A 24,493-nucleotide genomic window follows, 5' to 3' on the forward strand; every position below is an offset into this window, starting at 1 on the left:
GCGCGCATTATCGCGCACCGCATCGGCGAGGCCGCGCGGCAGTGCCGCTGGGGCGCGCTTCATCTGGAAATGGATGGCTGTCATCCATGGCGCAACGACGCGGGTTCCGGATCGTCCGGCCCGGCCATTCCTGCCCGGGCGTTCGGCAGGCCGCGCGGCGGTGCCGCTGGGGCACGTTTCATTGCGAGATCGATGGCGGCCGTCCGTGGCGCAGCGACACGGGCTCCGGATCGTCCGGCCCGGCCATCCCTGGCCGGGCGTTCGGCAGGCCGCGCGGCAGTGCCGCTGGGGCACGTTTCATCTGGAAATGGATGGCTGCCATCCATGGCGCAACGACACGGGCTCCGGATCGTCCGGCCCGGCCATCCCTGGCCGGGCGTTCGGCAGGCCGCGCGGCAGTGCCGCTGGGGCACGTTTCATCTGGAAATGGATGGCTGCCATCCATGGCGCAACGACGCGGGCTCCGGATCGTCCGGCCCGGCCATCCTTGGCCGGGCGTTCGCGACCGCAGCCGATGTCGATAGGACATCGGCTAAGCGCGGTCGCTCACCCCCCCGGGTTGAAGCCGATGGTGCGGCGGGTGGTGACCGGGGCGCCGGTCGGTTCGAAGCGCCAGCGCTTGACCGCGTTCACCGCTTCGCGGTCGAACACCCGCGGCGGGTCGGCACGGACCACGCGGGCGCTGGTGACCGAACCGTCGGCGGCGACCGTGAACTCCACCTGCACTTCGCCCGACTGGCCTGCACGCAGCGCCTCCACCGGATAGCGCGGCGCGGGGGTGCTGATCGGGCGCAGGTCGCTGGCCGAAACGGTCGCCTTCTCGACCGGCCTGGGTGCCTGCTCGGCTGCGCGCTGCTGCGCGGCCTTCTGGTCCGCTTCGCGCTTGGCGGCGGCCTGCTGCTCGGCCTCGCGCCTGGCGGCCGCTTCCTGCTCGGCTTTCTGCTGCGCGGCCAGCTGTTCGGCGGCCTGCTGCTGCTGCAACTGCTGCTGCGCGGCACGCTCCTTCTCCAGCTGCAGCTTCTTGGCGGCTTCCTCTTCGGCGGAAAGCTTCTGTTGTTCGACGCGCTTGATCTCGGCGTCCTGGGCAGAGGCGATGCTCGCCTTCAGCCGCGCCAGCGAAGGGTGGTCCTTGTCGGCCTTTTCGATCAGGCCGTAGAGGCGCTGCGCCTCGTCGAAGTCACCGCGGTCACGGCTTTGCTCGGTCGCGATCACCGTCATCGGCAGCAGGTCTGTCAGCGCGCTGGACACGCCGGGGTCGCCGGGCAGCTTGTCGCGCAGCGCGAGGTAGTACTCCATCGCGTTGTCGCCGGCCGGCGCGTACAGCTTGCTTTCCTGGTAGGCCTCGGTGGCCTTCTTGCGCAGGTCGTCGGCGCTGAGCGCGGCGACCTCCGCCGAGACCGCCTGCGCCGGCGGCTGCGCCGGCTGGGTCGCGGCGGCGGTTTCGGCGCCCGAGGCCGGCGTGGCGTCTTCCTTCTTTCCGCAGGCGCTGACCGCGACGACCAGCAGCACGCCCAGCGCCAGGCGCAGGTGTGCCGGCCGTGCGTCGGGCGCGAGCGGTGACATGGACTGTGACAAAGACATCGGTACTCCCCCTGGATGTGCGACTGGTGCACTTGCCTAGGACGCGATAGTACAACCGGTTTGTCAACTCCCCAGGCCGCCAGGCGCGCGCATCGCGCTACTTGCCGATGCAGAAGCTCGAGAAAATGTGACCCAGTAGGTCGTCGGGCGCGATCCGGCCGGTGATCTCGCCCAGGGCGTCGTGGCCGGCGCGCAGCGCTTCGGCCGCCAGGTCCAGGCTGTCCGCGGCCAGTGCCTGGCGGGCGACCCGCAGCTCGCCGGCCGCGCGGCGCAGGGCGTCGACATGGCGCGCCCGGGCGGTGAAGGCGCCTTCGGCGGCGTCGGTCGCGCTGCCCTGCCACAGCGTGCGCAGGCGTTCGTGCAGGCGGTCCAGGCCGGCGCCGGTGCGGGCCGAGACCGACAGCGCGTCATCCAGCCCGGCCGGCGGCACCCCGGTATCCGGGAGCAGGTCGCTCTTGTTGAGCAGCCACAGCCGGGTCGGCACGCCGGCTACCGCCTCGGCCAGCTCGGCGCGCCCGGCTTCGGGCGCACGGGCATCGAGCACGACCAGGGCGATGTCGGCGCGCCCCAGTTCGTCGCGCGCGCGGCGCATGCCTTCGCGTTCGATCACGTCCCCGGACTCACGCAGCCCGGCGGTGTCGACCAGGGTCAGCTCGACGCCGTCGATGCGGATGGTCTCGTGAAGCAGGTCGCGGGTGGTGCCGGCGATGTCGGTGACGATCGCGCGGTCGCTGCCGGCCAGCGCGTTGAGCAGCGAACTCTTGCCGGCATTGGGCGGGCCGACGATCACCGCGTGCAGGCCGTCGCGCAGCTTGCGGCCGCGTTCGGCGTCGGCAAGCAGCGCGTCGAGCAGCGCGATCGCGTCGTCGAGGCGCCGGCGCAGCGGGCCACCGCCGAGGGTGTCGAGCGGTTCGTCGGCGAAATCGATCGCGGCCTCGACGTGCACCCGCAGCGCCAGCAGCTCAGCGGCGATGGCGTCGACGCGGCGCGAGAACTCGCCGTCCAGCGCGCGGCGCGCGGCGCGCGCGGCGCGCTCGTCGCCGGCGGCGATGAGGTCGGCGACCGCCTCGGCCTGGGCGAGATCGAGCTTGCCGGCCAGGAATGCGCGTTCGCTGAACTCGCCCGGCCGCGCGCCGCGCGCGCCCAGCGCCTGGCAGCGTGCGACCAGCTGCTGCAGCACGGCGCGGCTGCCGTGCGCCTGCAGTTCGACCACGTCCTCGCCGGTGTAGCTGGCCGGCGCGCGGAAGTACAGGGCAATGCCGTCATCGATCGTCGCGCCATCGGCATCGACGAAGCGCACGTGCCGCGCCACTCGCGGCCGCAGCACCCGGCCATCGCAGACCGTGCGCGCGATGTCGCGCGAGCGCGGCCCCGACAGGCGCACGATGCCGACCCCGCCCGCGCCCGGCGCGGTGGCGATGGCAACGATGGTGTCGTGGTCGTGGCTCATGGTGGACATGTTCGCAGACCCGGCCGGCGCGCAGGAGCGAACCGCGGATGCGCAAGGCCCGCCGTGCGGCGGGCCTGCGGGGTCTTGGCTGCGCTGATCGACGCGTGCCGGTCAGCTCTTCTCCACCAGCGGCTTCTGCGGGGGTTCGGCGTACTTCTTCGTGATCACCCACTGCTGCAGCAGGCCCAGGCCGCCGTTGGCCACCTGGTACAGCACCAGGCCGGCAGGCAGGAAGGCCAGGACCACGCCGAAGATGATCGGCATCGTCTGCATCATCTTCTGCTGCATCGGATCCATGCCACTCATCGGCGTGAGCTTCTGCGTGGCCCACATGATCGCGATGTTGAGCGCCGGCAGGATGAAGTACGGGTCGCGCGCGGTGAGGTCCTGGATCCACAGCGTCCACGGCGCCTGGCGCAGTTCCACCGACTCCATCAGCATCCAGTACAGCGCCATGAAGATGATCATCTGCGGCAGCACCGGCAGGCAGCCGCCGACGGGATTGATCTTCTCCTTCTTGTAGAGCTCCATCATCGCCATCTGGAACTTCTGCTTGTCGTCGCCGTAGCGCTCCTTGAGCTGCGCGATGCGCGGCTGGAAGCGACGCATCTTGGCGGTCGACTTGTACTGCGCCGCCGACAGCGGGAACAGCACCAGCTTGAGCATGCAGACCAGCGCGATGATCGCCCAGCCCCAGTTGCCGAACAGCGCGTGCAGCTTGGCCAGGACCCAGAACAGGCCCTGGGCGAGGACCGCAAACACCTGGAAGCGGCTGTAATCGACCGCCCGCTCGAGCCCCGGCACGTCCTGCGCGCGCAACTGCGAGACCAGCTTCGGGCCGACCCACAGGCGCGCGTCGCTGACCGCCTTCTCGCCCGGCGCGAGCGAGAACGACGGGCCCATCGCATGGATGCCGTCGACGCTGCCGGCGCTGGTCAGGCCGAAGCGCGCGGCCTGGTCCTTCTGCGGGATCCAGGCGGTGAAGAAGTGGTGCTGCAGCAGCGCGATCCAGCCGCCGGTGACGGTGATGTCGAGCGGGCCGTCCTCCATGAAGTCCTTGTACCTGCGGCCCTCGTAGCCGTCGGCGGCGCTGAACCACTTGGCCCCGGCGAAGCTGTAGGACTCCGGGTTGGTCATGGCACCGACGCCGCTCTTGGCCTGCGGCGGGATTCGCGCCAGCTGGCGATAGACATAGCCCTGCCACGGCTTGCCGGACTCGTTGACCACCTCGTCATGCACCGCGATCGCGTAGCTGCCGCGGGTAAGCGTGTAGGTCCGGCGGATGCGCACCGCGGCGCCGGGCGGCGAAACGAAGCTGACCTGCACGGCCGGCTCGCCGCTGGCGAGCGTGATCTCGCGCTGCTGCGGCACCTCCGGCACCAGCATCGGCACGCTCGCCCCGCCCTGCGCGGTCCAGCCGCTCTTGGCGACGTAGTAATGGGCCGGGTCGTCGTCGAGCAGCTTGACCGGCGGGCTGCCCTCGGCCCTGGTCTGCGGATATTGCAGCAGCTTGGCGTCGAACACGTTGCCGCCATCGAGCGACAGCGTCAGCACGTCCGTGGTCACGGTCACCCGGTGGTCGTCGGCGACCGGCGCGGGCGTGGCCGCGGCAACCGCCGCGTGCCCGGAGCCGGCGGGCGTGGCGCTGGGGATCCCGGCATCCACCTCGCCCGGCGCCATGCCCGGCAGCGCGCCGGCGCTGGGCGGCGCCTGCGGCGCGGTTTGCGCGGTTTCGGCCGCGGCGGGCGCGGGATTGCGCTCCTTCCCCCACTCCATCCACAGCAGTACCGCCACCATCATCCAGGCGAAGATCAGGAAAGTACGGGTCTGGTTCATCAGGCAGGCAGGCTCGGGCCGTCGGGTCGATCGTCCGACGCGGGATGGGAAGGAGGGGCAGCGGGCGCCGCGGAGGGGATTGTGCCGTCCGCACCAGCCTGCGGCAATGCGCCGGCGCGCTGCAGCAGGTTCACGAAACCCTCGGCAAGGGCCTGGTTTCCGGTTTCGGAGGCGGTCCGGCGCGCGACCACGACGTAGTCGCCGTCAGCCAGCTGCGTACGCAGCCGGCGGAAGACATCGCGCAGGACGCGCTTGATGCGGTTGCGCCCGACCGCGTGCGGATCGACCTTGCGCGACACGGCAAGGCCGAGCCGCGCCGGCGACGGACCGGCGACGAAATGCAGGGAGAACAGGGGCGACGCCGTACGCCGGCCCTGCTGGAAGGCGCGGTCGAACTCGGCGCGTGCGCGTACCCGCACGTGGCGCGGGAAGCGGGCAGTCATGCCGTCATGGGCAAGGCAAAGCGGTGCAATCGCGGCCGCGGGCCGGCCGGGGCGAAACGGCCTCAGGCCGTCAGGCGCTTGCGACCCTTGGCGCGGCGGCGGGCCAGGATCTTGCGGCCGTCGGCAGTCTTCATGCGGGCACGGAAGCCGTGGTCGCGCTTGCGCTTGAGGTTGCTGGGTTGGTAGGTGCGCTTGGTGGCCATGGCGGGACTCGAGCGAATACGCGGCGGAAAGAACCGGCGATTTTACTGTGGCGGGTTTCGGCCGGTCAAGCCGGGTCCACATGATCTGGCGTTGGGCCGCCCTGCCCGCGCGCGGCGCGGTCGCCACGGCGCGTCCGTGCGCCTGTCCGGGTGCGGTGGTAGTCTGCCTGTTCCCTTTGCTGCCGCGACCGTTGCGCGCCCGGATCCGGACGCACGACGCGGCGCCGTCATTGCGCAGAATCGATCGTATGGATGTCTGGCCCCGTTGCCTCGAACGCCTTGAAGCCGAATTTCCCGCCGAGGACGTCCATGCCTGGTTGAGGCCGCTGCAGGCGACCTGGCGCGACGACGCCACCGTGCTGTATGCGCCCAACGCCTTCGTCCGCGACGAAGTCCGCTCCCGCTACCTGGGGCGGATCCGCGAGCTGCTCGACCATTTCGCCGGCAACGCCGAGGTCACGCTGGAGATCGGCTCGCTGCCGCGGGTCGCCGCCGAGCGGGCCGCGCCGGCGTCGCTCGCGGCGCGCGGCACGCAGGAGGCGGTGGCCTTCGCCGGCAACCTCGACAGCCACTACACCTTCGACAACTTCGTCGAGGGCCGCAGCAACCAGCTCGGCCGGGCCGCGGCCTGGCACGCGGCCCAGGACCCGGGCAACCGCGCCCACAACCCGCTGCTGCTGTATGGCGGCACCGGCCTGGGCAAGACCCACCTGATGTTCGCCGCCGGCAACGAGATGCGCCGCCACAACCCCGGCATGCGCGTGCTGTACGTGCGCAGCGAGCAGTTCTTCAGCGCGATGATGAAAGCGCTCAACGAGAAGCAGATGGACGGCTTCAAGCGCCAGTTCCAGCAGGTCGACGCGCTGCTGATCGACGACATCCAGTTCTTCGCCGGCAAGGACCGCACCCAGGAGGAGTTCTTCCACACCTTCAACGCGCTGTTCGACGGCAAGCAGCAGATCATCATGACCTGCGACCGCTTCCCGCGCGAAGTCGAAGGGCTCGAGCCGCGGTTGAAATCGCGCCTGGCCTCGGGCCTGAGCGTGCCGATCGACCCGCCCGACTTCGAGACCCGCGCCCAGATCGTGCTGTCGAAAGCGCGCGAGCGCGGCGCGCACCTGCCGGAGGACGTCGCCTTCCTGATCGCCAAGAAGATGCGCTCCAACGTGCGCGACCTGGAAGGCGCACTCAACACCCTGGCGGCGCGCGCCAACTTCACCGGCCGCGCGATCACCCAGGAGTTCGCCCAGGAGACCTTGCGCGACCTGCTGCGGGCGCAGCAGCAGGCGATCAGCATCGCCAACATCCAGAAGACCGTGGCAGACTATTATGGGTTGCAGATCAAGGATTTGCTGTCCAAGCGCCGGACCCGGTCGCTGGCCCGCCCCCGCCAGGTGGCGATGGCACTGGCGAAGGAGCTGACCGAACACAGCCTGCCCGAGATCGGCGACGCGTTTGCCGGGCGCGACCACACCACGGTGCTGCACGCATGCCGCCAGATCCGCGGTCTGCTCGACACCGACGGCAAGCTCCACGAGGACTGGGACAAGCTGATCCGAAAGCTCAGTGAATGAACGAAACGGGCCGTCGGCCCGCCACGCCAGGCATCGCACAACGGGCTGGCCAAGACAGTGGATGGAACATGGAAAGCCTGTGGACAACCCGGGGATGGCATCTGACCCGAAAAGTTATCCACAGTTTGCCCCAGCGATGAAGCAGCGCTTATTCACGGACTTGTTTTCGGATTAATCGCTTACTATTCAAATAGTTACAAACGTTACAACCAGATTTTTGCGACTCCATCACCACCAGCTTTTGTATTTATCCCATTCTTAGAGCAAGGGCATAGGGGACACAAACGGCATGCGTTTCAGTCTGCAGCGCGAAGTTTTCCTCAAGCCGCTGGGCCAGGTGGTCAACGTCGTCGAACGACGCCAGACCCTGCCCGTGCTGGCCAACCTGCTGGTCCAGGTCAAGGGCGGGCAACTGTCGCTGACCGGCACCGACCTCGAAGTCGAGATGATCGCCCGCACCGCGGTCGATGACGCCCAGGACGGTGAGACCACAATCCCGGCGCGCAAGCTGTTCGATATCGTTCGCGCCCTGCCCGACGGCAGCAAGGTCTCCATCTCGCAGACCGGAGACAAGGTCACCGTGCAGGCCGGACGCAGCCGCTTCACCCTGGCCAGCCTGTCGGCCAACGACTTCCCGTCGGTGGACGAGGTCGAAGCCACCGAGCGAGTCAGCGTGCCGGAATCCGCGCTCAAGGAGCTCATCGAGCGCACCGCATTCGCGATGGCGCAGCAGGACGTGCGTTATTACCTCAACGGCCTGCTGTTCGACCTGGGCGACCGGCACCTGCGCTGCGTCGCCACCGACGGCCACCGCCTGGCACTGTGCGAAACCGCGCTGGAAGCCGAAGGCCAGACCAAGCGCCAGATCATCGTGCCGCGCAAGGGCGTGCAGGAGCTGCAGCGCCTGCTCGAAGGCGGCGACCGCACGCTGGAGCTGGAAATGGGCCGCAACCATATCCGGGTCAAGCGCGACGATGTCACCTTCACCAGCAAGCTGATCGACGGCCGCTTCCCGGATTACGCCGCGGTCATCCCGATCGGCGCCGATCGCGAGGTCCGCATCGACCGTGAAGTCCTGCGCGCGGCCCTGCAGCGCGCCGCGATCCTGTCCAACGAGAAGTACCGCGGCGTGCGCCTCGAAGTATCCCCCGGCCAGCTGAAGATCAACGCCCACAATCCCGAGCAGGAAGAGGCGCAGGAAGAAGTGGAGGCCGACACCAAGGTCGATGACCTGGCGGTCGGCTTCAACGTCAACTACCTGCTTGACGCGCTCAGCGCCCTGCGCGACGAACACGTGGTGATTGCCCTGCGCGACGCCAACTCTTCGGCGCTGGTGCGCGAGGCCTCCAATGATCGCTGCCGCCACGTCGTGATGCCGCTGCGGCTGTGAGCTGGTTGAGGTTGTTTCACGTGGAACACGACGCCCGGCCTGCCCCGGGCGTTTTGTTCTGCGTCGGCTGAGCTGCATGCGCCTGTCACGACTGGAGGTCCGGCAGTTGCGCAGCCTCGCCGAGGTGGCGCTCACCCCCGATCGCGGCTTGAACCTGCTCGTCGGCGGCAACGGCGTCGGAAAGACCAGCCTGCTCGAAGCCATCCACCTGCTGGCTTATGGACGCAGCTTCCGTGGCCGCGTGCGCGACGGGCTGGTGGCCAGCGGCGCGTCGGCGCTCGAGGTTTACATCGAATGGGACGAAGAAACCGGCACGCGCCGTCGCAAGGCCGGCCTGCGGCATGGCGGGCAAGCCTGGGAAGGCCGTCTCGACGGCCAGCCGGTCGCCTATCTCGGGGATCTGTGCGCGGCGCTGGCCGTGGTCAGCTTCGAGCCCGGCAGCCACGCCCTGGTCAGCGGCGGCGGCGAACCGCGGCGCCGCTACGTCGATTGGGGGTTGTTCCACGTGGAACACGACTTCCTGCCGCTCTGGCGGCGCTACGCGCGCGCCCTCAAGCAGCGCAACAGCCTGCTCAAGCAGCGTGTTCGCGACGACCAGCTGGATGCCTGGGACCGCGAGCTGGCCGAGGCCGGCGAACCGATGACGCGGCTGCGCGAGGCCTATCTGGCGCAGTTGCAGGCGCCATTGGGCGCGATTTCGGCCGAACTTGCCCCGATTCTCGGCCCGGCCAGTGTGGAATTCCAGCCTGGATGGCGTCGAGACGAGCTGTCGCTTGCCGACGCGCTGCTGCTGGCGCGGGATCGCGACCTGCAGGCGGGCTTTACCTCGGTCGGCCCGCACCGTGCGGACTGGCGGATCCGCCACGCTGGCCTGCCCAACGGTGAAACGCTCTCACGCGGGCAGGCCAAGCTCACCGCGCTGACCTGCGTCCTGGCCCAGGCCGAACACTACGCCGGCGTGCGCGGCGAGTGGCCGGTCGTGCTGCTCGACGATCTCGCTTCCGAGCTCGATCGCGGACACCAGCAGCGGATCCTGGCGCGCCTGGTTGCGGGCAGGGCGCAGGTCTTCGTCACCGGCACCGAGCTGCCGGCGGAGGCTGCGTTGCGTGGACATGAATACGCTTTGTTCCACGTGGAACAAGGCCGGATCGCGCCGGCCTGATCGTCTTGCCATGCGATGGAAACGGCGTGGAACCCCGTGAATTGCTATAATTCAAGCATCCATAGCTAATGTGTCTCGGTGCCGGCAAACGCCGCCGCCGCGGGAGTCTTGAGCCGAATGACCGAATCCAACCTGGGCGCCGGGCAGGGCCAGAGCAACGTCTACGATTCCAGCCGGATCACCGTGCTGCGCGGCCTGGAAGCGGTGCGCAAGCGCCCGGGCATGTACATCGGCGACGTCCACGACGGCACCGGCCTGCACCACATGGTGTTCGAGGTGGTCGACAACTCGATCGACGAAGCCCTGGCCGGCCACGCCGACGACGTCACCGTGACCATCCACGAGGATGGCTCGGTCTCGGTGTCGGACAACGGCCGCGGCATCCCGGTCGACATCCACAAGGAAGAGGGTGTCTCTGCGGCTCAGGTCATCATGACCCAGCTGCACGCCGGCGGTAAGTTCGACGACAACAGCTACAAGGTCTCCGGCGGCCTGCACGGCGTCGGCGTCTCGGTGGTCAACGCGCTGAGCCAGAAGCTCACCCTCGACATCTGGCGAAACGGCTTCCATCACCACCAGGAATACGCCATGGGCGAGCCGGTGGCGCCGCTGGAGCGGCTGGAGCCGTCGGACAAGCGCGGCACGCTGGTGCGGTTCTGGCCGGCCACCGAAACCTTCAGCGACATCGAATTCCACTACGAGATCCTCGCCCGGCGGCTGCGCGAGCTGTCGTTCCTCAACTCGGGGGTCAGGATCAACCTGATCGACGAGCGCGGCGAAGGGCGCCGCGACGCGTTCCATTACCAGGGCGGCATCGCCTCGTTCGTCGAGCACCTGGCGCAGCTCAAGACCCCGCTGCATCCCAACGTGATCTCGGTCAGCGGCGAGGAGGCCGGCATCACCGTGGACGTGGCGCTGCAGTGGACCGACTCCTACCAGGAGACGATGTTCTGCTTCACCAACAACATCCCGCAGAAGGACGGTGGCACCCACCTGATCGGTTTCCGCGCCGCGCTCACGCGCACGCTGACCAACTACATCGAGCAGAACGGGATTGCCAAGCAGGCCAAGGTCAACCTGTCCGGCGACGACATGCGCGAAGGCATGATCGCGGTGCTGTCGGTCAAGGTGCCGGATCCGAGCTTCTCCTCGCAGACCAAGGAAAAGCTGGTCTCATCAGAGGTGAGACCGGTCGTTGAGCACACGTTCGGCGCACGTTTGGAGGAGTTCCTCCAGGAAAACCCCAACGAAGCCCGCGCAATCGCCGGCAAGATCGTCGACTCTGCGCGTGCGCGTGAGGCTGCGCGCAAGGCCCGCGACCTGACCCGGCGCAAGGGCGCGCTCGACATCGCCGGGCTGCCGGGCAAGCTTGCCGACTGCCAGGAAAAGGACCCGGCGCTGTCGGAGCTGTTCATCGTCGAGGGCGACTCGGCCGGCGGTTCGGCCAAGCAGGGCCGCAACCGCAAGAACCAGGCGGTGCTGCCCCTGAGGGGGAAAATCCTCAACGTCGAGCGCGCGCGCTTCGACCGGATGCTGTCCTCCGACCAGGTCGGCACCCTGATCACCGCGCTGGGCACCGGCATCGGCCGCGACGAGTACAACCCGGACAAGCTGCGCTACCACCGCATCATCATCATGACCGACGCCGACGTCGACGGCGCCCACATCCGCACCCTGCTGCTGACGTTCTTCTACCGGCAGATGCCGGAGCTGATTGAGCGCGGCTACATCTACATCGGCCTGCCGCCGCTGTACAAGATCAAGCAGGGCAAGACCGAGCTGTACCTGAAGGACGACGCGGCGCTCAACGCGTATCTCGCCAGCAACGCGGTCGAGGGCGCGTCGCTGGTCCCGGCGCAGGGCGAACCGGCGATCGAGGGCGCGGCGCTGGAGAAACTGCTGCTGGCCTACGCCGGCGCGCGCGATGCGATCGCCCGCAACGCGCACCGTTTCGACCCGCTGGTGCTCGAATCGCTGATCGACTTCACCCCGCTCGACGCCGAGCACCTGGCGCGCAATACCGACGAGCGCCACGAGCTCGATGCGCTGGAAAAGCGCCTCAACCGCAGCGGGCTGGGCAAGCCGCGTTATTCGCTGGAACTGCAGGCGGCGGATGAAACCCGCCCCGGCGCGCTGCTGGTCAAGCGCCAGCACATGGGCGAGGAATTGATCCAGGTGCTGCCGTTCGCGGCCTTCGAGACCGGCGAGCTGCGTCCGCTGCGCGACACCGCTGCGCTGCTGCACGGCCTGATCCGCGAAGGCGCGCAGATCGTGCGCGGCAACCGCGCGCAGCCGATCGCCAGCTTTGCCGAGGCGCAGGCCTGGCTGCTCGACGAGGCCAAGAAGGGCCGCCAGATCCAGCGCTTCAAGGGCTTGGGCGAAATGAACCCCGAGCAGCTGTGGGACACCACGGTCAATCCGGACACGCGGCGCCTGCTGCAGGTGCGGATCGAGGACGCGGTGGCCGCCGACCAGATCTTCTCGACCCTGATGGGCGATGTCGTCGAACCGCGTCGCGAGTTCATCGAGGACAACGCGCTGAAGGTGTCCAACCTCGACATCTGACGACCGTCGGCGGGTGGAGGTTCGCACCGACATCATCGCTGCGCCACCACCGCCACCGCTGCCGGCGCAGCCGTGGCGGCAGTCGCTGGCCGCGTTCGCGGTCGATCTGCTGCTGGCGATGGGGCTGGTGTTCGGCCTCTCGGTTGCCGGCTTGGCGGCCTGGGCCGTGGTCCGGGGCGCGCAACTGGGCCTCGAGGGCGGGGCAGCGCTTGATCCCGGGCAGGTGGCCGCGCGGATCGGCGAGCCACAGGGCACGGCCCTGCTCGTCATCAGCGTGTTCGCCACCGCGGCGGCGGCGCTGGCGCTGTACTTCTGGCGCGGCCGCGCGTCGGCCGGCGAGCGGCGGGCGTCACGTGCCGCCGCGCTTCGGGCGTCGACCTGGGGCTGGGCCGCGCTGGCCGGCATGGCGGCCTTCGCCATCAGCGCCACGGTCACCACGCTGGCCCAGCAGGCCGGGATCGAGCAGGTGCCGGCCAACCAGCCGCTGATCGAGGCGGTTGGTGCCCGGCACCCGATCCTGCTGCCGCTGTTCGTCGTGCTGCTGGCACCGCTGTACGAGGAACTGCTGTTCCGGCGCGTGCTGTTCGGCCGGCTCTGGGCCGCCGGCCGGCCGCTGCTGGGGCTGGTGCTGAGCAGCGCGGCGTTCGCATGCATGCACGAATTGCCGGGGACGGGCGGCAACGGGCCGTTGGCCGGTACCCTGCTGTGGACCTGCTACGCGGTGATGGGGGCGCTGTTCGCCTGGGTCTACCGTCGCACGGGGACCCTGTGGGCCGCGATTGGCGCCCATGCCCTCAACAACCTGGTCGCCAGCGCGCTGCTGCTGTGGAGCGTGCATTGACGGACTGTTGATCCACTCTCGATTACAACCATCGATTCGATGCCAAGGAAAAAACCCGCCATGAAGAAGCTCCTGCTCGGCCTTGCCATCGCCGCCGGCGTCGCCGCCTGCGCGACCACCACGTCACCGACCGGCCGCACCCAGTACGTCGGCGCGGTCTCGCAGGACCAGCTCAACCAGATGGGCGCGCTGGCGTTTGCCGAAACCAAGGCCAAGACGCCGCAGAGCAAGGATGCGCGCCAGCTGGCGTACGTGCGCTGCGTGGTCTCCGCGCTGGTGCGGGAGCTGCCCGCCAACAGCGGGCAGGGCACGGCCTGGGACGCGGCCGTGTTCGTCAACGACGAACCCAATGCGTTCGCCCTGCCGGGCGGCAAGGTCGGCGTCTACACCGGCATCTTCAAGGCCGCCAGGAACCAGGACCAGCTGGCCGCGGTAATCGGCCACGAGATCGGCCACGTCATCGCCCACCACCACGACGAGCGCATCACCCGGCAGATGATGGCGCAAGGCGCGCTGGGCGTGGCCGGCGGCCTGGTCGGGGCCGGCTACGGCGACGCCGCGGCCAATACCACCACCCAGCTGGGCAGCATCGCCGCGCAGGGCTTCTTCCTGCTGCCCAACTCGCGGGACCAGGAAACCGAGGCCGACATCGTCGGCCAGGACCTGATGGCCAAGGCCGGCTTCGATCCGCGCGCGGCGGTGAACCTGTGGCAGAACATGATGGGTGCCGGCGGCAACCGTCCGCCGCAATGGCTGTCGACCCACCCCGATCCCAAGGCACGCATCGGCGAGCTGCAGGCGCGAGCCAATGGCCTGCTGCCGCGCTATGAACAGGCCCGTGCCAGCGGCCGCACGCCGCGCTGTGGCTGAGCTTGCGTTAAATTGAAATAGCGCGCGTTTCAGCGGTTTCTGCTAGCTTTCGCAGCCCGGCCGCGGCCGGGCGCCATCCTCTTAGCAACGATTGCAAGGTGATCCCATGTCGAAGACCTTCCCCGTCCGCCACGCCCTGGGCACCGCCCTGCTTGCCCTGTTCCTGACCGGAGCCGCGACGGAAACCTTCGCCCAGTCCGCATCCGATGCGTTCCACAGCGGGCGCAAGGGACGCAAGGCCGACAAGGAGCAGCAGCAGGACAAGGGCTCGGCTGCCAAGGTGGAAGCCAAGTACCCCAACGCCACCCGCGAGGAGCCCGAGGCCAAGGCGTCGGCCAAGCTGAGCGCGAAGCTGAAGAAGATCTTCGACGCCTACGGCGAGAACGATCCGGCCGTGGTCGTCCCGCTTGCCGACGAAATGATCGCCAACGACAAGGCCAACGCCTACGAACGCGCCATCTCCGCCCGCCTGGCTGCCGCCAGCCTGGTCGGCGAGGACGATGCCAAGGCGATGGCCTACCTGCAGAAGGCGCTCGATTTCAACGGCCTGAGCAACAACGAGCACTACGACTCGATGCTGATGCTCGGCCAGCTGCAGATGCAGGGCGATGACGATGCCAAGGGCCTGGCGACCATCGACAAGCTGATTGCCGAGACGCGGACCACCAACCCCGAGGTGCTGGCGATCAAGGGCAACGCCCTGTACCGGCTGGAGCGCTATCCGGAGGCGATCGCCGCCCTGACCCAGGCGATCGACGTCGCCGGTGCCGAGGCCAAGCCCGAATGGCAGCAGCTGCTGATGGCGTCGTACTTCGACAGCGACCAGCCCGCCAAGGCGGCGGAGATCGCCGAAGCGGCGCTGGCCAAGAGCCCCGATGACAAGAAGCTGCAGCTGAACCTGGCTTCGATCTACATGCAGGCCGGCCAGAACGACAAGGCGATCGCGCTGCTGGAAAAGATGCGCGCCAAGGGCCAGCTCACCGAGGACCGCGACTACCGCAACCTCTATGCCCTCTACCTCAATACCGAAGGCCGCGAGAAGGAAGGCATCGCGGTCATCAACGAAGGCCTGGACAAGGGCGTGATCAAGCCCGACTACAAGACCTACGTTGCGCTGGGCCAGGCCTACTACTTCACCGACCAGCCCGCGCTCGCGATCGAGAGCTACCAGAAGGGTGCACCGCTGGCGCCGGACGGCGAAGCCTACCTGAACCTGGCCCGGATCCTGTGGAGCGAGAACCGCCTGGGCGAGGCCAAGCAGGCCGCGCAGAAGGCGCTCGACAAGGGCGTGAAGAAGCCGGAGGAAGCCAGGAAGGTCCTCGCCCAGAAGGGCTGAGGATCCGTTTGATCCGGATGGCGGTTGTTGGTATCGACTGCCTCGATTGGTATAAGCTTGCAGGTTCCCGCGACCGAAAACGCCGCGGACCAACAACACCCGGGGCGCCGCGGCGTCCGGCCCTATTTCGAGCCCGCTGCGCATGACGGAACAGTTGCCGATCCACCCGAAGCACAATGACCGCGAGGATGATGATGGCCTGAACTGGCCGCGCATCACCGGCATCACCCTGGCGATCGCGGTCCATGTCGCGGCGCTGATGGTGCTGCTGGCACCGGTGACTCCTCCGGGCGGCGGGCAGGAGGATGAAGACGTGACCCGCGTGGTCATCATCGAACCGCCGCCGCCGCCGCCGCCGCCGCCGCCGCCCCCGCCGGAGCCGCCCAAGCCGCAGGAGATCAAGCAGCTGGCGCCGCCGCAGCCCACCCCCTTGCCGCCGCCGCCGGAAGAGCCGCCGGTGGTGTTCGACGAGCCGTCGCCAATGGACACCCCCGCGCCGCCGCCCGCGCCGCCCGCGCCGCCGCAGCCGCAGCAGAACATCGGCGCCAGCGTCGACATCTCGTCGAAGAACATGAATCCGCCGAAGTACCCGCCGTCGGCCGTCCGCGCGGGCATCGAGGGCACGGTGATCCTGATCATCGACGTCGATGCCAACGGCAACGTGGTCGACGTGTCGGTGGAGAAATCCAGCCGCAACCGCGACCTCGACCGGGCCGCGATCGCCGCAGCCAAGACCTGGCGCTTCAATCCATCGTTGGTGAACGGGCAGAAGGCCGCAGGCCGGGTCCGCGTCCCCGTCGACTTCAACCTCGGCGGCTGACCGACCGGTCGGCACCGAGATCCAGCTTCATTTGCAACACCCGTTCCAACGATTCAAACAAACTCCAAACCACAACAATCCAAAGGTAAGCGTCATGCTGCAGGAAATCACCAACGCTGCACCCGGAGGCGATGCCGCCGCCGCCCTCTCCCAGATGGGTGCCGACCATCTGATCAACGAAATGGTCTCCAACCCGGGACAGCACGTCGTCCAGTGGGTGGTTTCCCTGACCCTGATCCTGATGTCGGTGATGGCGATCTACTGGATCGTCGTCAACCTGCTGAAGAACGCGAACCTGCGCCGCCGCGGTGACGCGGTGGTGTCCACGTTCTGGGAAACCACCAACGCGCAGGATGCGATCCGCTACATGGAAGAACAGCCGCGCAGCGAGCCGTTCTCGAAGATCGCGCTCGACGCCGCCCAGGCCGCGGCACACCACCAGCGCAGCGAAGGCTCGCGCCTGGTCGAGTCGCTCAACCGCTCCGAGTTCGTCGACCGCGCGCTGCGCCAGGGCGTGACCCGCGAATCGATGAAGCTCGAAAGCGGCCTGACCGTGCTCGCCTCGATCGGTGCGACCGCCCCGTTCGTCGGCCTGCTCGGTACCGTGGTGGGCATCTACGGCGCGCTGATCCGGCTCGGTGCCGGCGGCCAGGCGTCGATCGACGCGGTGGCCGGCCCGGTGGGCGAGGCGCTGATCATGACCGCGTTCGGCCTGTTCGTGGCGATCCCGGCGGTGCTCGGCTACAACTTCTTCGTGCGCCTGAACCGCATCACCAACAACAAGTTCGATACCTTCGCGCACGACCTGCATGACTTCTTCGCCACCGGCTCGCGCGTCGGCGAAGTTTCGGTCAAGCGGTAATCCGCATCGTCTGACGGAGTCCGGATATGGCTTTCAGTGCCAACGACAGCGGCAGCGGCGCGCCGAAGGCTGACATCAACGTCGTTCCACTCGTGGACGTGCTGCTGGTGCTGCTGATCATCTTCATGGTCACGGCACCACTGATGTCGCACAAGATCGAGGTGAAGCTGCCCGAGGCCAACCTCGACAGCGTTGATGACGCCAAGAACAAGGTGCAGCCGATCACCCTGGCGATCACCGAAGACGGCGCCGTCTACTGGAACGACCAGGCGGTGACGCCAAACGTGCTGGAGAGCCAGCTGGCGGTCGAAGCGCAGAAGACGCCGCAGCCGGCGGTCAACATCCGCGGCGACAAGACCACCCGGTACCAGGCGATCAAGGACGTGGTCAACATGGCCCAGGCGCAGGGGATGCGCAAGGTCGGTTTCGTCGCCACGAAAGAACAGAACCACTGAGGACATCGCGCCATGGCCTTTTCTTCCAACTCCGATGGCGGTGCGATGTCGGACATGAACATCATCCCGCTCGCGGACGTGATGCTCGTGCTCCTGGTCATCTTCATGATGACCGCTCCGATCCCGTCGTACCCGATCGATATCGATCTCCCGCAGCGTTCACTGACTCCGCCGGTGAACCCGCTGGATCCACCCGAGCCGATCCGCCTGCGGATCGACCAGTCCGGCACCATCTTCTGGAACGACAGCCCGACGCCGATGTCGGCGCTGCGCAACATGATGGAGGCCGAGGTCGAGCGTGACGTCAACAACCAGCCGACGCTGGAGATCGACGTCAACGACCAGGCCGAATACGGCACGCTCGCCAAGGTCCTGGCGATCGCCCGGAACGCGCAGATGCAGAAGATCGGCTTCGTCAAGAAGTAACCGTTCCACCGGGGGCGGCGCACCTGCAGTGCGCCACCCGCGCTTACCTTTGAACGCCGCCCTCCAGGGCGGCGTTTTTTTGGTGCCTGCGCTTTCACGTGCGGACATGCCGGCAGCGACCGGGGACACGCTGGCCGGGATGCCGCAGCCAACGCCGCTTGCCTCCAAGGCGCCACCTGCACGACATCGAATGTCCCCGGCGCCGCTGCGCCGGTGGCGTCAGGCCAGCAGCGCCAGGTAGCGGCGGACCGTGGTGGCCAGGCCCTCGTACAACGCCTCGCCGATCAGCGCGTGGCCGATCGACACCTCCAGCACGTTCGGCACCGCGTCGAGGAAGGCGGCGAGGTTGGCCTGGCTCAGGTCGTGGCCGGCGTTGACGCCGAGTCCGGCCGCGGCGGCGGCGCGCGCGGTATCGGCGTAGGCGGGCAGCGCGGATGCCTGCGTTCCCGCGGTGAAGGCTTCGGCGTACGGCCCGGTGTACAGCTCGATGCGCGCGGCGCCGATCGCGGCGGCGCGCGCCACGTCGGCGCCGGTGTCGGCGAACAGGCTGACCCGGCAGTCCAGCGCCTGCAGCCGCGCGACCAGCGGCGCCAGCGATTCGGCGTCGCGGGCGAAGTCGAAGCCGTGGTCGGAAGTCAGCTGGGCATCGCCGTCGGGGACCAGGGTCGCCTGCGCCGGGCGCGCCTGTTCGCACAAGGCGAGGAAGCCCGGGTAGCCCGGGCGCGGCGGCGCGAACGGGTTGCCTTCGAGGTTGAACTCGACTCCGTACGCGCGGGTCAGCTCGGCCAGCGCGTAGACGTCGTCGGCGCGGGCATGGCGCGCATCGGGGCGCGGGTGCACGGTGATGCCGTGCGCGCCCGCGTCCAGGCAGGTGCGCGCGGCACGCAGCAGGTCGGGCTCGTCGCCGCCGCGCGAGTTGCGCAGCACCGCGACCTTGTTGAGGTTGACGCTGAGGACGGTCATGCGCGCTGGCGGCTCACGCCGGCGGCGGCTCGCTGCCGGCAGCGGCGCGGCGGGCCTGGGCCTGTTCGCGCAGGCGGCGGAGTTCGGCCGGGTCGAGGATCAGGCTTTCATCGCGGCTCTGGCTGCCGATGCGGCGCGCCAGCACGCCCAGCACCGTGGCCAGCAGGAAGCCAAGCGCCGCCAGCAGGCAGAGCACCGACAGCGCGATCGATGTCGACTTGAGCGCCACCGCGAACGCGGCCAGCGCCAACAGCAGGTAGAGCCAGACCATGCGCCATTCCCCGGTCGTGGAAACGCCGACAGTCTAACCGGCCGGAAGCGCGCGTCGCAGGGTGGCACTGCGACGGATTTCACTCTACGCGCCAAGGCATCCCCCGCAGGAGCGGCCCATGGCCGCGAGCTTCTCCCTGATGAGCGCGCGATCGAAAAGCTCGCGGCCATGGGCCGCTCCTACGGGTATCGGAAGAATTGGAGGTGGCGCAGGCGGCGTGGCCCGCAACGCCCCGCTACAGCAGCGGCGCCCCCAGCCGCGCCAGCGCCTCGGGCAGGCGGGCGTGCAGCAGCGGCCGCGCGCGGTCGTCGCGCACCTGCGGCGCGTTCGCCAAGTCGTGCTCGAACAGCGCGGCCAGCTGCGCCGCGATCGCGGTGTCGTGGAACAGCACCGACAGCTCGAAGTTGAGGCGGAAGCTGCGGTTGTCGAAGTTCGCCGAGCCGATCAGCGCGAACGCGTCGTCGACCAGCAGCGCCTTGGTATGCAGCATCCGCGGCCCGTACTCGTACACTTTCACCCCGGCGGCGATCAGGTCGTCGAAGTACGAGCGCGCCGCCAGCGTCACCAGCAGGCTGTCACTGCGCCGCGGCACCATCAGCCGCACGTCCAGCCCGCCGAGCGCGGCCGAGGTCAGCGCCATGAGGGCCGCGTCGCTGGGCACGAAGTAGGGCGTCGACAGCCAGACCCGTTCGCGCGCGGCGTGGATCGCGGAGACGTGCATGCGGTGGATCGACTCCCACGACGAATCCGGCCCCGACGGCAGCACCTGCGCGGAGACCGGCCCGGACCTGCGCGGAGGTGGGTCTCGCGACAGTTCGGCCAGCAACGCACGGCTGTGGGTGGCGTACATCCAGTCCTCGACGAACACCACCTGCAGCGCCCGCACCGCGTCGCCGTCGATCCGCAGGTGCAGGTCGCGATAGGCGTCGTCGCGCAGCGAATCGTTCTCGTCGTCGGTGACGTTGATGCCGCCGGTGAAACCGACCACGCCGTCGATCACCACGATCTTGCGGTGGGTGCGCATGTTGATCCAGGTGCGCGTCCAGATCCGGCCGAAGCGCACGGGATGGAACCAGGCGAACTCGCCGCCGGCCGCCAGCAACGGGGCGAAGAAGCGCTTGGTCGCCCTCGACGAACCGACGGCGTCGAGCAGCAGCCGCACCTTGACGCCGGCGCGCGCGCGTTCGACCAACGCCTCGAGCAGGGCGCTGCCGGTGCGGTCGGGCTGGCAAATGTAGTACTCGAGGTGGATGTGCGCGCGCGCGTTGCCGATCGCCTCGAGCAGGGCTTCGTAGGTGGCCGCGCCGTCAATGAGCAGCCGTACCGACCGCGCCGTGGACGGCGGCAGTCCGGTCGTTGCCGCGCCCAGCCGTGCCAGCTCCACTGCTTCGTCGTGCGCGTCTTCCGGACCGGCGGCCTCGCGCGGCATCCGGCTGCCGCTGCGGCGCAGGCGATGGCGCTTGATCTTCTGCGGTCCGAACACCTGGTAGACCAGGAAGCCCACCACCGGCAGCGCCGCCAGCCCCAGCAGCCAGCTGAGCGTGGCGACCGGTTCGCGCTTCTGCAGCACGATCCAGCCGCCCAGCCAGGCCAGGTATGCAATCCAGATCGCGGCGATGTACAGGCGCAGGTGCGGGATGGCGATGAACGCCTGCCAGGCGTCGTGCAGCGGGTCGAACATGCGGTCGGGCTCCTTCGTCGTGCGGTGCGATGTCACCGCCGCTGCAACGCCTGCGCGCCAGCGTAAGCGGAGACGGGACGATGGCAAAGTGAAAGCCGCGGTCCACGCACGAGGCGGCGGCCTGCCCGTTCGCGGGCCGGCAATGCGGATGTGCCCGTGCAGCCGACGCCGCGGGCGGCACGGGCCGATGGCAACCGGCGAGCGGCGCGGCGCGTGCGGTCAGCCGCCCGCGAATGGCAGCAGCGGGCCGCCCAGCCACAGCCAGCGCGTCATCCATGCGCAGACGACGGCCAGCAGCACCGTCAACGGCGCGCCGATCTTGATGAAATCCGAGAACCGGTACTGCCCGGGGCCGAGGATCAGCAGGTTGCCGTGGTGGCCGATCGGGGTCAGGAACGCCACCACCGCGCCCAACGCGGTGCAGACCACGAACGGCGTCGACGGCAGCCCGAGCGACTCGGCCAGGGCGACGGCGATCGGGCCGAGCAGCACCGTGGTCGCCGAATCCGACAGGATCTGGGTCAGCAGCGCGGCGGCGGTGAACATCACCAGCAGGATCGGCAGCGTCGGCCAGTCGTGCACCAGCGGCAGCAGCGCGTCTGCAAGCAGTTTTGCGGTGCCGCTTTGCTCCATCGCGATCCCCAGCGGAATGACGCCGGCGATCATCACGTACACGCGCACGTCGATGCTGCGGTAGGCCTGGCCGATCTCGACGCAGCGCAGCGCGACCATCGCCACCGCGCCGAACAGGAACGCCATCGGCGCCGGCAGCCAGCCGGTGGCGGCGGCCAGCACGGTGGCGCCGAGGATCGCCAGCGCCAGCGGCGCGCGCACCCGGCGCTTGGCCTCGCCAGCGAACGGCACCAGCATCAGGAAGCCGTGATGCGTGGCCAGGTCGGCGAAATTCTCCGGCTTGCCCCACAGCACCAGCAGGTCGCCCTCGCGCAGGCGCGCGTCGGACAGCCGCTGCGCGATCCCGCCGTCGCGGCGCCACAGTCCCGCGATCACCGCCTGGAACTGGCGCGAGGATTCCAGCTCGCGGATGCTGCGGCCGATGAATTCCGAACCCGGGCCGATCACCGCCTGTACCAGCTGCGCCTCGTCGTCGCTGGCCTTGCCGCCGAAGCGCGCGACCGGCGCGAGCATGATGCCCGGGTCGTCGTGCAGCGACGCCAGCGCGTCGGCTGACGCCTCCACCAGCAGCACGTCGCCGCTGAGCAGCGGGTTGCCCTTGCCCAGGTCGCTGCGCAGCTTGTCGTCGCGGATCCAGCCGACCAGGCGGAACTTGTCGCCCAGCGCCTTCTGCAGCTCGCCCAGCGGGCGCGTGTTCCAACGCGAGTCCTTCACCACCAGCAGTTCGGTGCGATAGCGGTCCAGGCGCAGGTACTCGTCGTCGCCGGACTTGCCGGTGCGCTTGGGCAGCATCCAGCGCGCCAGCAGCATGTAGACCACGCCGACCACCACCAGCGCCAGCCCGATCGGGGTGATCGAGAAGATGTCCAGCCCCTTCTCGCCCGAGCGTTCGAGCAGGTTGTCGGCGAGCAGGAATGCCGGTGCGCTGACCAGTGTCAGGGTGGTGCCGAGCGAGGCGGCGAACGACATCGGCATCAGCAGCCGCGACGCCGACAGTCCGTTCGCCTTGGCGAAGCGGGTCAGGATCGGCAGCATCATCGCGGTGACCATCACGTGGTGGGTGAACGACGCCATCGCCGCCACCGCCGGCATCGTCACCGCGATCGCGCGGCCTTCGCTCCTGCCCGACGCGCGGCCGATCCACTGGCCGATGTGCTCGGTGATCCCGGTGGCCGCCAGGCCGCCGGAGATCACGAACACCGCCGCGACGATGATCGCCGGCTCGCTGGCGAACCCCGACAGCGCCTGGTCGCCGTCGAGCACCCCGGTCACCACCAGTGCCAGCAGGATCAGCATCGCGCTGACATCGATGCGCACGCGCTCGCTGACGAACAGGTAGAGTCCGCCGGCGAGGATGAGCAGGAACAGGATCTGGTCCAGGGCCATTGGCGCATTCTGCCTGCGAAGGCCTTCACCATGTCTACACTTCGCCGTGACGCCGGCTTGATACCTTCTTCACAGCATGCAGGGTCCGGCAATGTCGAGGGCACAGATTTCCAGCGGAACCCAGGACGGCGGCGGCTCCCGTCCCGAGACGGCAGCGCCTGTCCAAGGCATAGCCATCCTTGATCGGGAGGGGCGCTGGCTGGAGGCCGATCCCGCCATCGAGCGCCTGCTGGGACGCACCATCGCGCGGCTCGCCGGCGAGCCGCTCATCGCCGTGGCGACGGCGCGCGATGCCGACGCACTCCGCGTTGCGCTGCAGGCCGCACTTGTTGCAGGCGATGCGCAATCGCAGCGGTTGCAGTTGGCATTGCTGCACGATGACGGCCACGAGATCCATGCCAGCGTCGGGATCACGCCGATGCACGGTGCCGGCGGTGGCGTGCGCTCGCTGGTGCTGCAGGTGGTCGCCGGGCACGGCGCGGGCGGTGAACATGCCGACGCCGAAGGCGATGCGGATGCCGATGCCGATGCGCTTTCGCAACGGCTGGCTGAAGCCGAAGCCGCGCTTGCATCCATGAAACAGCTGCAAGCCTCGTTCGCGCACGGCGTCTCGCACGACCTGCGCGCACCGCTGCGCGCGGTCGACAGCTTCTCGGCGCTGCTCGCCACGCACCTGGACGGCAACCTCGACGCCACCGCGCGCGACTACATCGCGCGCATCCGCGCAGCCAGCGCGCGCATGGCCACCCTGATCGATTCGCTGCTCGAGCTGTCGCGGGCGATGCGCGCGGAGCTGCATCCTGCGCCGGTCGACCTCGGCCTGCTGGTCGACTGGGCCCATGCCGAACTCGCCGATGCCGAGCCGGGGCGCGCCGCGCAGATCGACGTCCAGCCCGGTCTGCAGGTGCTGGGCGACGAGCGCCAGCTTCGCCAGCTGGTGAACCAGCTGCTGCACAACGCCTGGAAGTTCTCGCGCGACCGCGACCGCGTGCGCGTCGAGATCGACGGCGAGCCGCGCGGCGACCACGTCATCGTGCGCGTGCGCGACCACGGCAGCGGGTTCGACATGCGCTACGCCGGCAAGCTGTTCGAACCGTTCCAGCGCCTGCACGGCGCCGAAGAGGCCAGCGGCAACGGGATCGGCCTGGCCATCGTGCGCTGCATCGCGCAGCGCCACGGCGGCCGCGCCTGGGCGCAGTCCGAACCCGGCACGGGGAGTACCTTCTTCATCGAGCTGCCGGCGGTGCCGGACAACGGAACACAGGCATGAGCCAGAAAGAGATCCTGCTGGTCGAGGACAACCCGGACGATGTCGAGCTCACCCGCATCGCCTTTGCCGAGGCCAAGGTGGCCAACCGCCTGGAAGTGGCCGGCGACGGCGCCGAGGCGCTCGACTACCTGTTCGCGCGCGGCCGGTACGCGCATCGCGATCCCGGCGACCTGCCCGCGATCGTGCTGCTCGACCTCAACCTGCCCAAGGTCGACGGCCGCGAGGTGCTGCAGGCGATCCGCGCCAATGAAAGGACCCGCGCCCTGCCGGTGGTGGTACTGACCACCAGCACCGAGCCGTTCGACGTCGAGGCCAGCTACGCGCTGGGCGTGAACAGCTACATCCGCAAGCCGGTGGATTTCGAACAGTTCGTGTGGGCGGTCAAGCAGGTCGGCCTGTACTGGCTGGTGCTCAACCACCCGCGAGACGGCCACCCGTAGCTCGGGGCGACCTCCCCGACGGACTTTTTGCCCAA

At 68.9% G+C, this 24,493-nt stretch carries 22 protein-coding genes; 13 read left to right on the plus strand and 9 right to left on the minus strand.

What is annotated here, in order from left to right:
• Window positions 1–546: 546 nt before the first annotated feature.
• From H570_RS0102905 to rpmH, 5 genes are all read right to left on the minus strand, one after another.
• The gene (locus H570_RS0102905) at window positions 547–1,563 is read right to left on the minus strand and encodes an energy transducer TonB (protein WP_051176041.1); all 1,017 of its coding nucleotides are present in this window, start codon (window positions 1,561–1,563) and stop codon (window positions 547–549) included.
• Window positions 1,564–1,678: 115 nt separating this feature from the next.
• Window positions 1,679–3,031 (minus strand): tRNA uridine-5-carboxymethylaminomethyl(34) synthesis GTPase MnmE, encoded by a 1,353-nt coding sequence (gene mnmE, locus H570_RS0102910; RefSeq protein ID WP_027079437.1) that lies wholly within the window; start codon window positions 3,029–3,031, stop codon window positions 1,679–1,681.
• Between the two features lie 111 nt (window positions 3,032–3,142).
• On the minus strand, window positions 3,143–4,867 hold the full coding sequence (gene yidC / locus H570_RS0102915; protein ID WP_027079438.1) for a membrane protein insertase YidC: 1,725 nt from the start codon (window positions 4,865–4,867) through the stop codon (window positions 3,143–3,145).
• Window positions 4,867–5,310 (minus strand): ribonuclease P protein component, encoded by a 444-nt coding sequence (rnpA, locus tag H570_RS0102920; RefSeq protein WP_027079439.1) that lies wholly within the window; start codon window positions 5,308–5,310, stop codon window positions 4,867–4,869. Before rnpA ends, yidC begins: the two co-directional genes overlap by 1 nt.
• A gap of 62 nt (window positions 5,311–5,372) precedes the next feature.
• Window positions 5,373–5,513 carry a 50S ribosomal protein L34 gene (gene rpmH, locus H570_RS0102925; protein ID WP_013536759.1) on the minus strand — a complete coding sequence of 47 codons (141 nt, stop codon included), beginning with the start codon at window positions 5,511–5,513 and terminating at the stop codon, window positions 5,373–5,375.
• A gap of 248 nt (window positions 5,514–5,761) precedes the next feature.
• On the opposite strand from rpmH, the gene dnaA reads away from it, so the two are divergent.
• The 11 genes from dnaA to H570_RS0102980 all read left to right on the plus strand — a co-directional run bounded on the left by dnaA (window position 5,762) and on the right by H570_RS0102980 (window position 17,814).
• The gene (gene dnaA / locus H570_RS0102930; RefSeq protein ID WP_027079440.1) at window positions 5,762–7,087 is read left to right on the plus strand and encodes a chromosomal replication initiator protein DnaA; all 1,326 of its coding nucleotides are present in this window, start codon (window positions 5,762–5,764) and stop codon (window positions 7,085–7,087) included.
• Window positions 7,088–7,376: 289 nt separating this feature from the next.
• Window positions 7,377–8,477, plus strand: coding sequence for a DNA polymerase III subunit beta (gene dnaN / locus H570_RS0102935; RefSeq protein ID WP_027079441.1), 1,101 nt, complete (start codon window positions 7,377–7,379; stop codon window positions 8,475–8,477).
• A gap of 76 nt (window positions 8,478–8,553) precedes the next feature.
• Window positions 8,554–9,639, plus strand: a complete 1,086-nt coding sequence (recF, locus tag H570_RS0102940; RefSeq protein ID WP_027079442.1) for a DNA replication/repair protein RecF — start codon at window positions 8,554–8,556, stop codon at window positions 9,637–9,639.
• 117 nt (window positions 9,640–9,756) lie between these two features.
• Window positions 9,757–12,204: a DNA topoisomerase (ATP-hydrolyzing) subunit B gene (gene gyrB / locus H570_RS0102945; RefSeq protein WP_051176043.1), complete on the plus strand. Its 2,448-nt coding sequence runs from the start codon at window positions 9,757–9,759 to the stop codon at window positions 12,202–12,204.
• Between the two features lie 13 nt (window positions 12,205–12,217).
• Window positions 12,218–13,045, plus strand: a complete 828-nt coding sequence (locus H570_RS0102950; protein ID WP_051176045.1) for a CPBP family intramembrane glutamic endopeptidase — start codon at window positions 12,218–12,220, stop codon at window positions 13,043–13,045.
• Between the two features lie 60 nt (window positions 13,046–13,105).
• Window positions 13,106–13,915 carry a M48 family metallopeptidase gene (locus H570_RS0102955; RefSeq protein WP_027079445.1) on the plus strand — a complete coding sequence of 270 codons (810 nt, stop codon included), beginning with the start codon at window positions 13,106–13,108 and terminating at the stop codon, window positions 13,913–13,915.
• Window positions 13,916–14,021: 106 nt separating this feature from the next.
• Window positions 14,022–15,251 (plus strand): tetratricopeptide repeat protein, encoded by a 1,230-nt coding sequence (locus H570_RS0102960; RefSeq protein ID WP_027079446.1) that lies wholly within the window; start codon window positions 14,022–14,024, stop codon window positions 15,249–15,251.
• Between the two features lie 142 nt (window positions 15,252–15,393).
• Entirely contained in the window at window positions 15,394–16,071 is a 678-nt protein-coding gene (locus H570_RS0102965; protein WP_027079447.1) for an energy transducer TonB, read from the plus strand.
• 94 nt (window positions 16,072–16,165) lie between these two features.
• Complete coding sequence (locus H570_RS0102970; RefSeq protein WP_027079448.1) at window positions 16,166–16,933, plus strand: MotA/TolQ/ExbB proton channel family protein; 768 nt, start codon at window positions 16,166–16,168, stop codon at window positions 16,931–16,933.
• A 26-nt stretch (window positions 16,934–16,959) separates the two neighbouring features.
• Complete coding sequence (locus H570_RS0102975; protein ID WP_027079449.1) at window positions 16,960–17,388, plus strand: ExbD/TolR family protein; 429 nt, start codon at window positions 16,960–16,962, stop codon at window positions 17,386–17,388.
• A 12-nt stretch (window positions 17,389–17,400) separates the two neighbouring features.
• Entirely contained in the window at window positions 17,401–17,814 is a 414-nt protein-coding gene (locus H570_RS0102980; RefSeq protein ID WP_027079450.1) for an ExbD/TolR family protein, read from the plus strand.
• A gap of 219 nt (window positions 17,815–18,033) precedes the next feature.
• On the opposite strand, the gene H570_RS0102985 is transcribed toward H570_RS0102980, so the two are convergent.
• The 4 genes from H570_RS0102985 to H570_RS0103000 all read right to left on the minus strand — a co-directional run bounded on the left by H570_RS0102985 (window position 18,034) and on the right by H570_RS0103000 (window position 22,748).
• The gene (locus H570_RS0102985) at window positions 18,034–18,777 is read right to left on the minus strand and encodes a pyridoxine 5'-phosphate synthase (protein WP_027079451.1); all 744 of its coding nucleotides are present in this window, start codon (window positions 18,775–18,777) and stop codon (window positions 18,034–18,036) included.
• A 13-nt stretch (window positions 18,778–18,790) separates the two neighbouring features.
• On the minus strand, window positions 18,791–19,048 hold the full coding sequence (locus H570_RS0102990; protein ID WP_027079452.1) for a hypothetical protein: 258 nt from the start codon (window positions 19,046–19,048) through the stop codon (window positions 18,791–18,793).
• Between the two features lie 235 nt (window positions 19,049–19,283).
• Window positions 19,284–20,729 (minus strand): cardiolipin synthase, encoded by a 1,446-nt coding sequence (gene cls, locus H570_RS0102995; protein ID WP_051176047.1) that lies wholly within the window; start codon window positions 20,727–20,729, stop codon window positions 19,284–19,286.
• 219 nt (window positions 20,730–20,948) lie between these two features.
• Complete coding sequence (locus tag H570_RS0103000; RefSeq protein ID WP_027079454.1) at window positions 20,949–22,748, minus strand: SLC13 family permease; 1,800 nt, start codon at window positions 22,746–22,748, stop codon at window positions 20,949–20,951.
• Window positions 22,749–22,839: 91 nt separating this feature from the next.
• Here H570_RS0103000 and H570_RS18020 point away from each other — a divergent pair, with 91 nt between their 5' ends.
• Both H570_RS18020 and H570_RS0103010 read left to right on the plus strand, forming a co-directional pair.
• On the plus strand, window positions 22,840–24,018 hold the full coding sequence (locus tag H570_RS18020; RefSeq protein ID WP_051176049.1) for a sensor histidine kinase: 1,179 nt from the start codon (window positions 22,840–22,842) through the stop codon (window positions 24,016–24,018).
• Window positions 24,015–24,458 (plus strand): response regulator, encoded by a 444-nt coding sequence (locus H570_RS0103010; RefSeq protein WP_027079455.1) that lies wholly within the window; start codon window positions 24,015–24,017, stop codon window positions 24,456–24,458. Before H570_RS18020 ends, H570_RS0103010 begins: the two co-directional genes overlap by 4 nt.
• Window positions 24,459–24,493: the final 35 nt, after the last annotated feature.

This window comes from Luteimonas mephitis DSM 12574 (assembly GCF_000422305.1).
Lineage (GTDB): Bacteria > Pseudomonadota > Gammaproteobacteria > Xanthomonadales > Xanthomonadaceae > Luteimonas > Luteimonas mephitis.

Coding starts and splice junctions, on each gene's coding strand:
- H570_RS0102990 (WP_027079452.1), bottom strand. CDS start 19,048: ATGGTCTGGCTCTACCTGCTGTTGGCGCTGGCCGCGTTCGCGGTGGCG.
- H570_RS0103000 (WP_027079454.1), bottom strand. CDS start 22,748: ATGGCCCTGGACCAGATCCTGTTCCTGCTCATCCTCGCCGGCGGACTC.
- H570_RS0102955 (WP_027079445.1), top strand. CDS start 13,106: ATGAAGAAGCTCCTGCTCGGCCTTGCCATCGCCGCCGGCGTCGCCGCC.
- rnpA (WP_027079439.1), bottom strand. CDS start 5,310: ATGACTGCCCGCTTCCCGCGCCACGTGCGGGTACGCGCACGCGCCGAG.
- H570_RS0102975 (WP_027079449.1), top strand. CDS start 16,960: ATGGCTTTCAGTGCCAACGACAGCGGCAGCGGCGCGCCGAAGGCTGAC.
- H570_RS0102905 (WP_051176041.1), bottom strand. CDS start 1,563: ATGTCACCGCTCGCGCCCGACGCACGGCCGGCACACCTGCGCCTGGCG.
- cls (WP_051176047.1), bottom strand. CDS start 20,729: ATGTTCGACCCGCTGCACGACGCCTGGCAGGCGTTCATCGCCATCCCG.
- yidC (WP_027079438.1), bottom strand. CDS start 4,867: ATGAACCAGACCCGTACTTTCCTGATCTTCGCCTGGATGATGGTGGCG.
- dnaA (WP_027079440.1), top strand. CDS start 5,762: ATGGATGTCTGGCCCCGTTGCCTCGAACGCCTTGAAGCCGAATTTCCC.
- H570_RS0102985 (WP_027079451.1), bottom strand. CDS start 18,777: ATGACCGTCCTCAGCGTCAACCTCAACAAGGTCGCGGTGCTGCGCAAC.
- recF (WP_027079442.1), top strand. CDS start 8,554: ATGCGCCTGTCACGACTGGAGGTCCGGCAGTTGCGCAGCCTCGCCGAG.
- gyrB (WP_051176043.1), top strand. CDS start 9,757: ATGACCGAATCCAACCTGGGCGCCGGGCAGGGCCAGAGCAACGTCTAC.
- H570_RS0102980 (WP_027079450.1), top strand. CDS start 17,401: ATGGCCTTTTCTTCCAACTCCGATGGCGGTGCGATGTCGGACATGAAC.
- H570_RS18020 (WP_051176049.1), top strand. CDS start 22,840: ATGTCGAGGGCACAGATTTCCAGCGGAACCCAGGACGGCGGCGGCTCC.
- H570_RS0102960 (WP_027079446.1), top strand. CDS start 14,022: ATGTCGAAGACCTTCCCCGTCCGCCACGCCCTGGGCACCGCCCTGCTT.
- H570_RS0102965 (WP_027079447.1), top strand. CDS start 15,394: ATGACGGAACAGTTGCCGATCCACCCGAAGCACAATGACCGCGAGGAT.
- mnmE (WP_027079437.1), bottom strand. CDS start 3,031: ATGAGCCACGACCACGACACCATCGTTGCCATCGCCACCGCGCCGGGC.
- rpmH (WP_013536759.1), bottom strand. CDS start 5,513: ATGGCCACCAAGCGCACCTACCAACCCAGCAACCTCAAGCGCAAGCGC.
- dnaN (WP_027079441.1), top strand. CDS start 7,377: ATGCGTTTCAGTCTGCAGCGCGAAGTTTTCCTCAAGCCGCTGGGCCAG.
- H570_RS0102970 (WP_027079448.1), top strand. CDS start 16,166: ATGCTGCAGGAAATCACCAACGCTGCACCCGGAGGCGATGCCGCCGCC.
- H570_RS0103010 (WP_027079455.1), top strand. CDS start 24,015: ATGAGCCAGAAAGAGATCCTGCTGGTCGAGGACAACCCGGACGATGTC.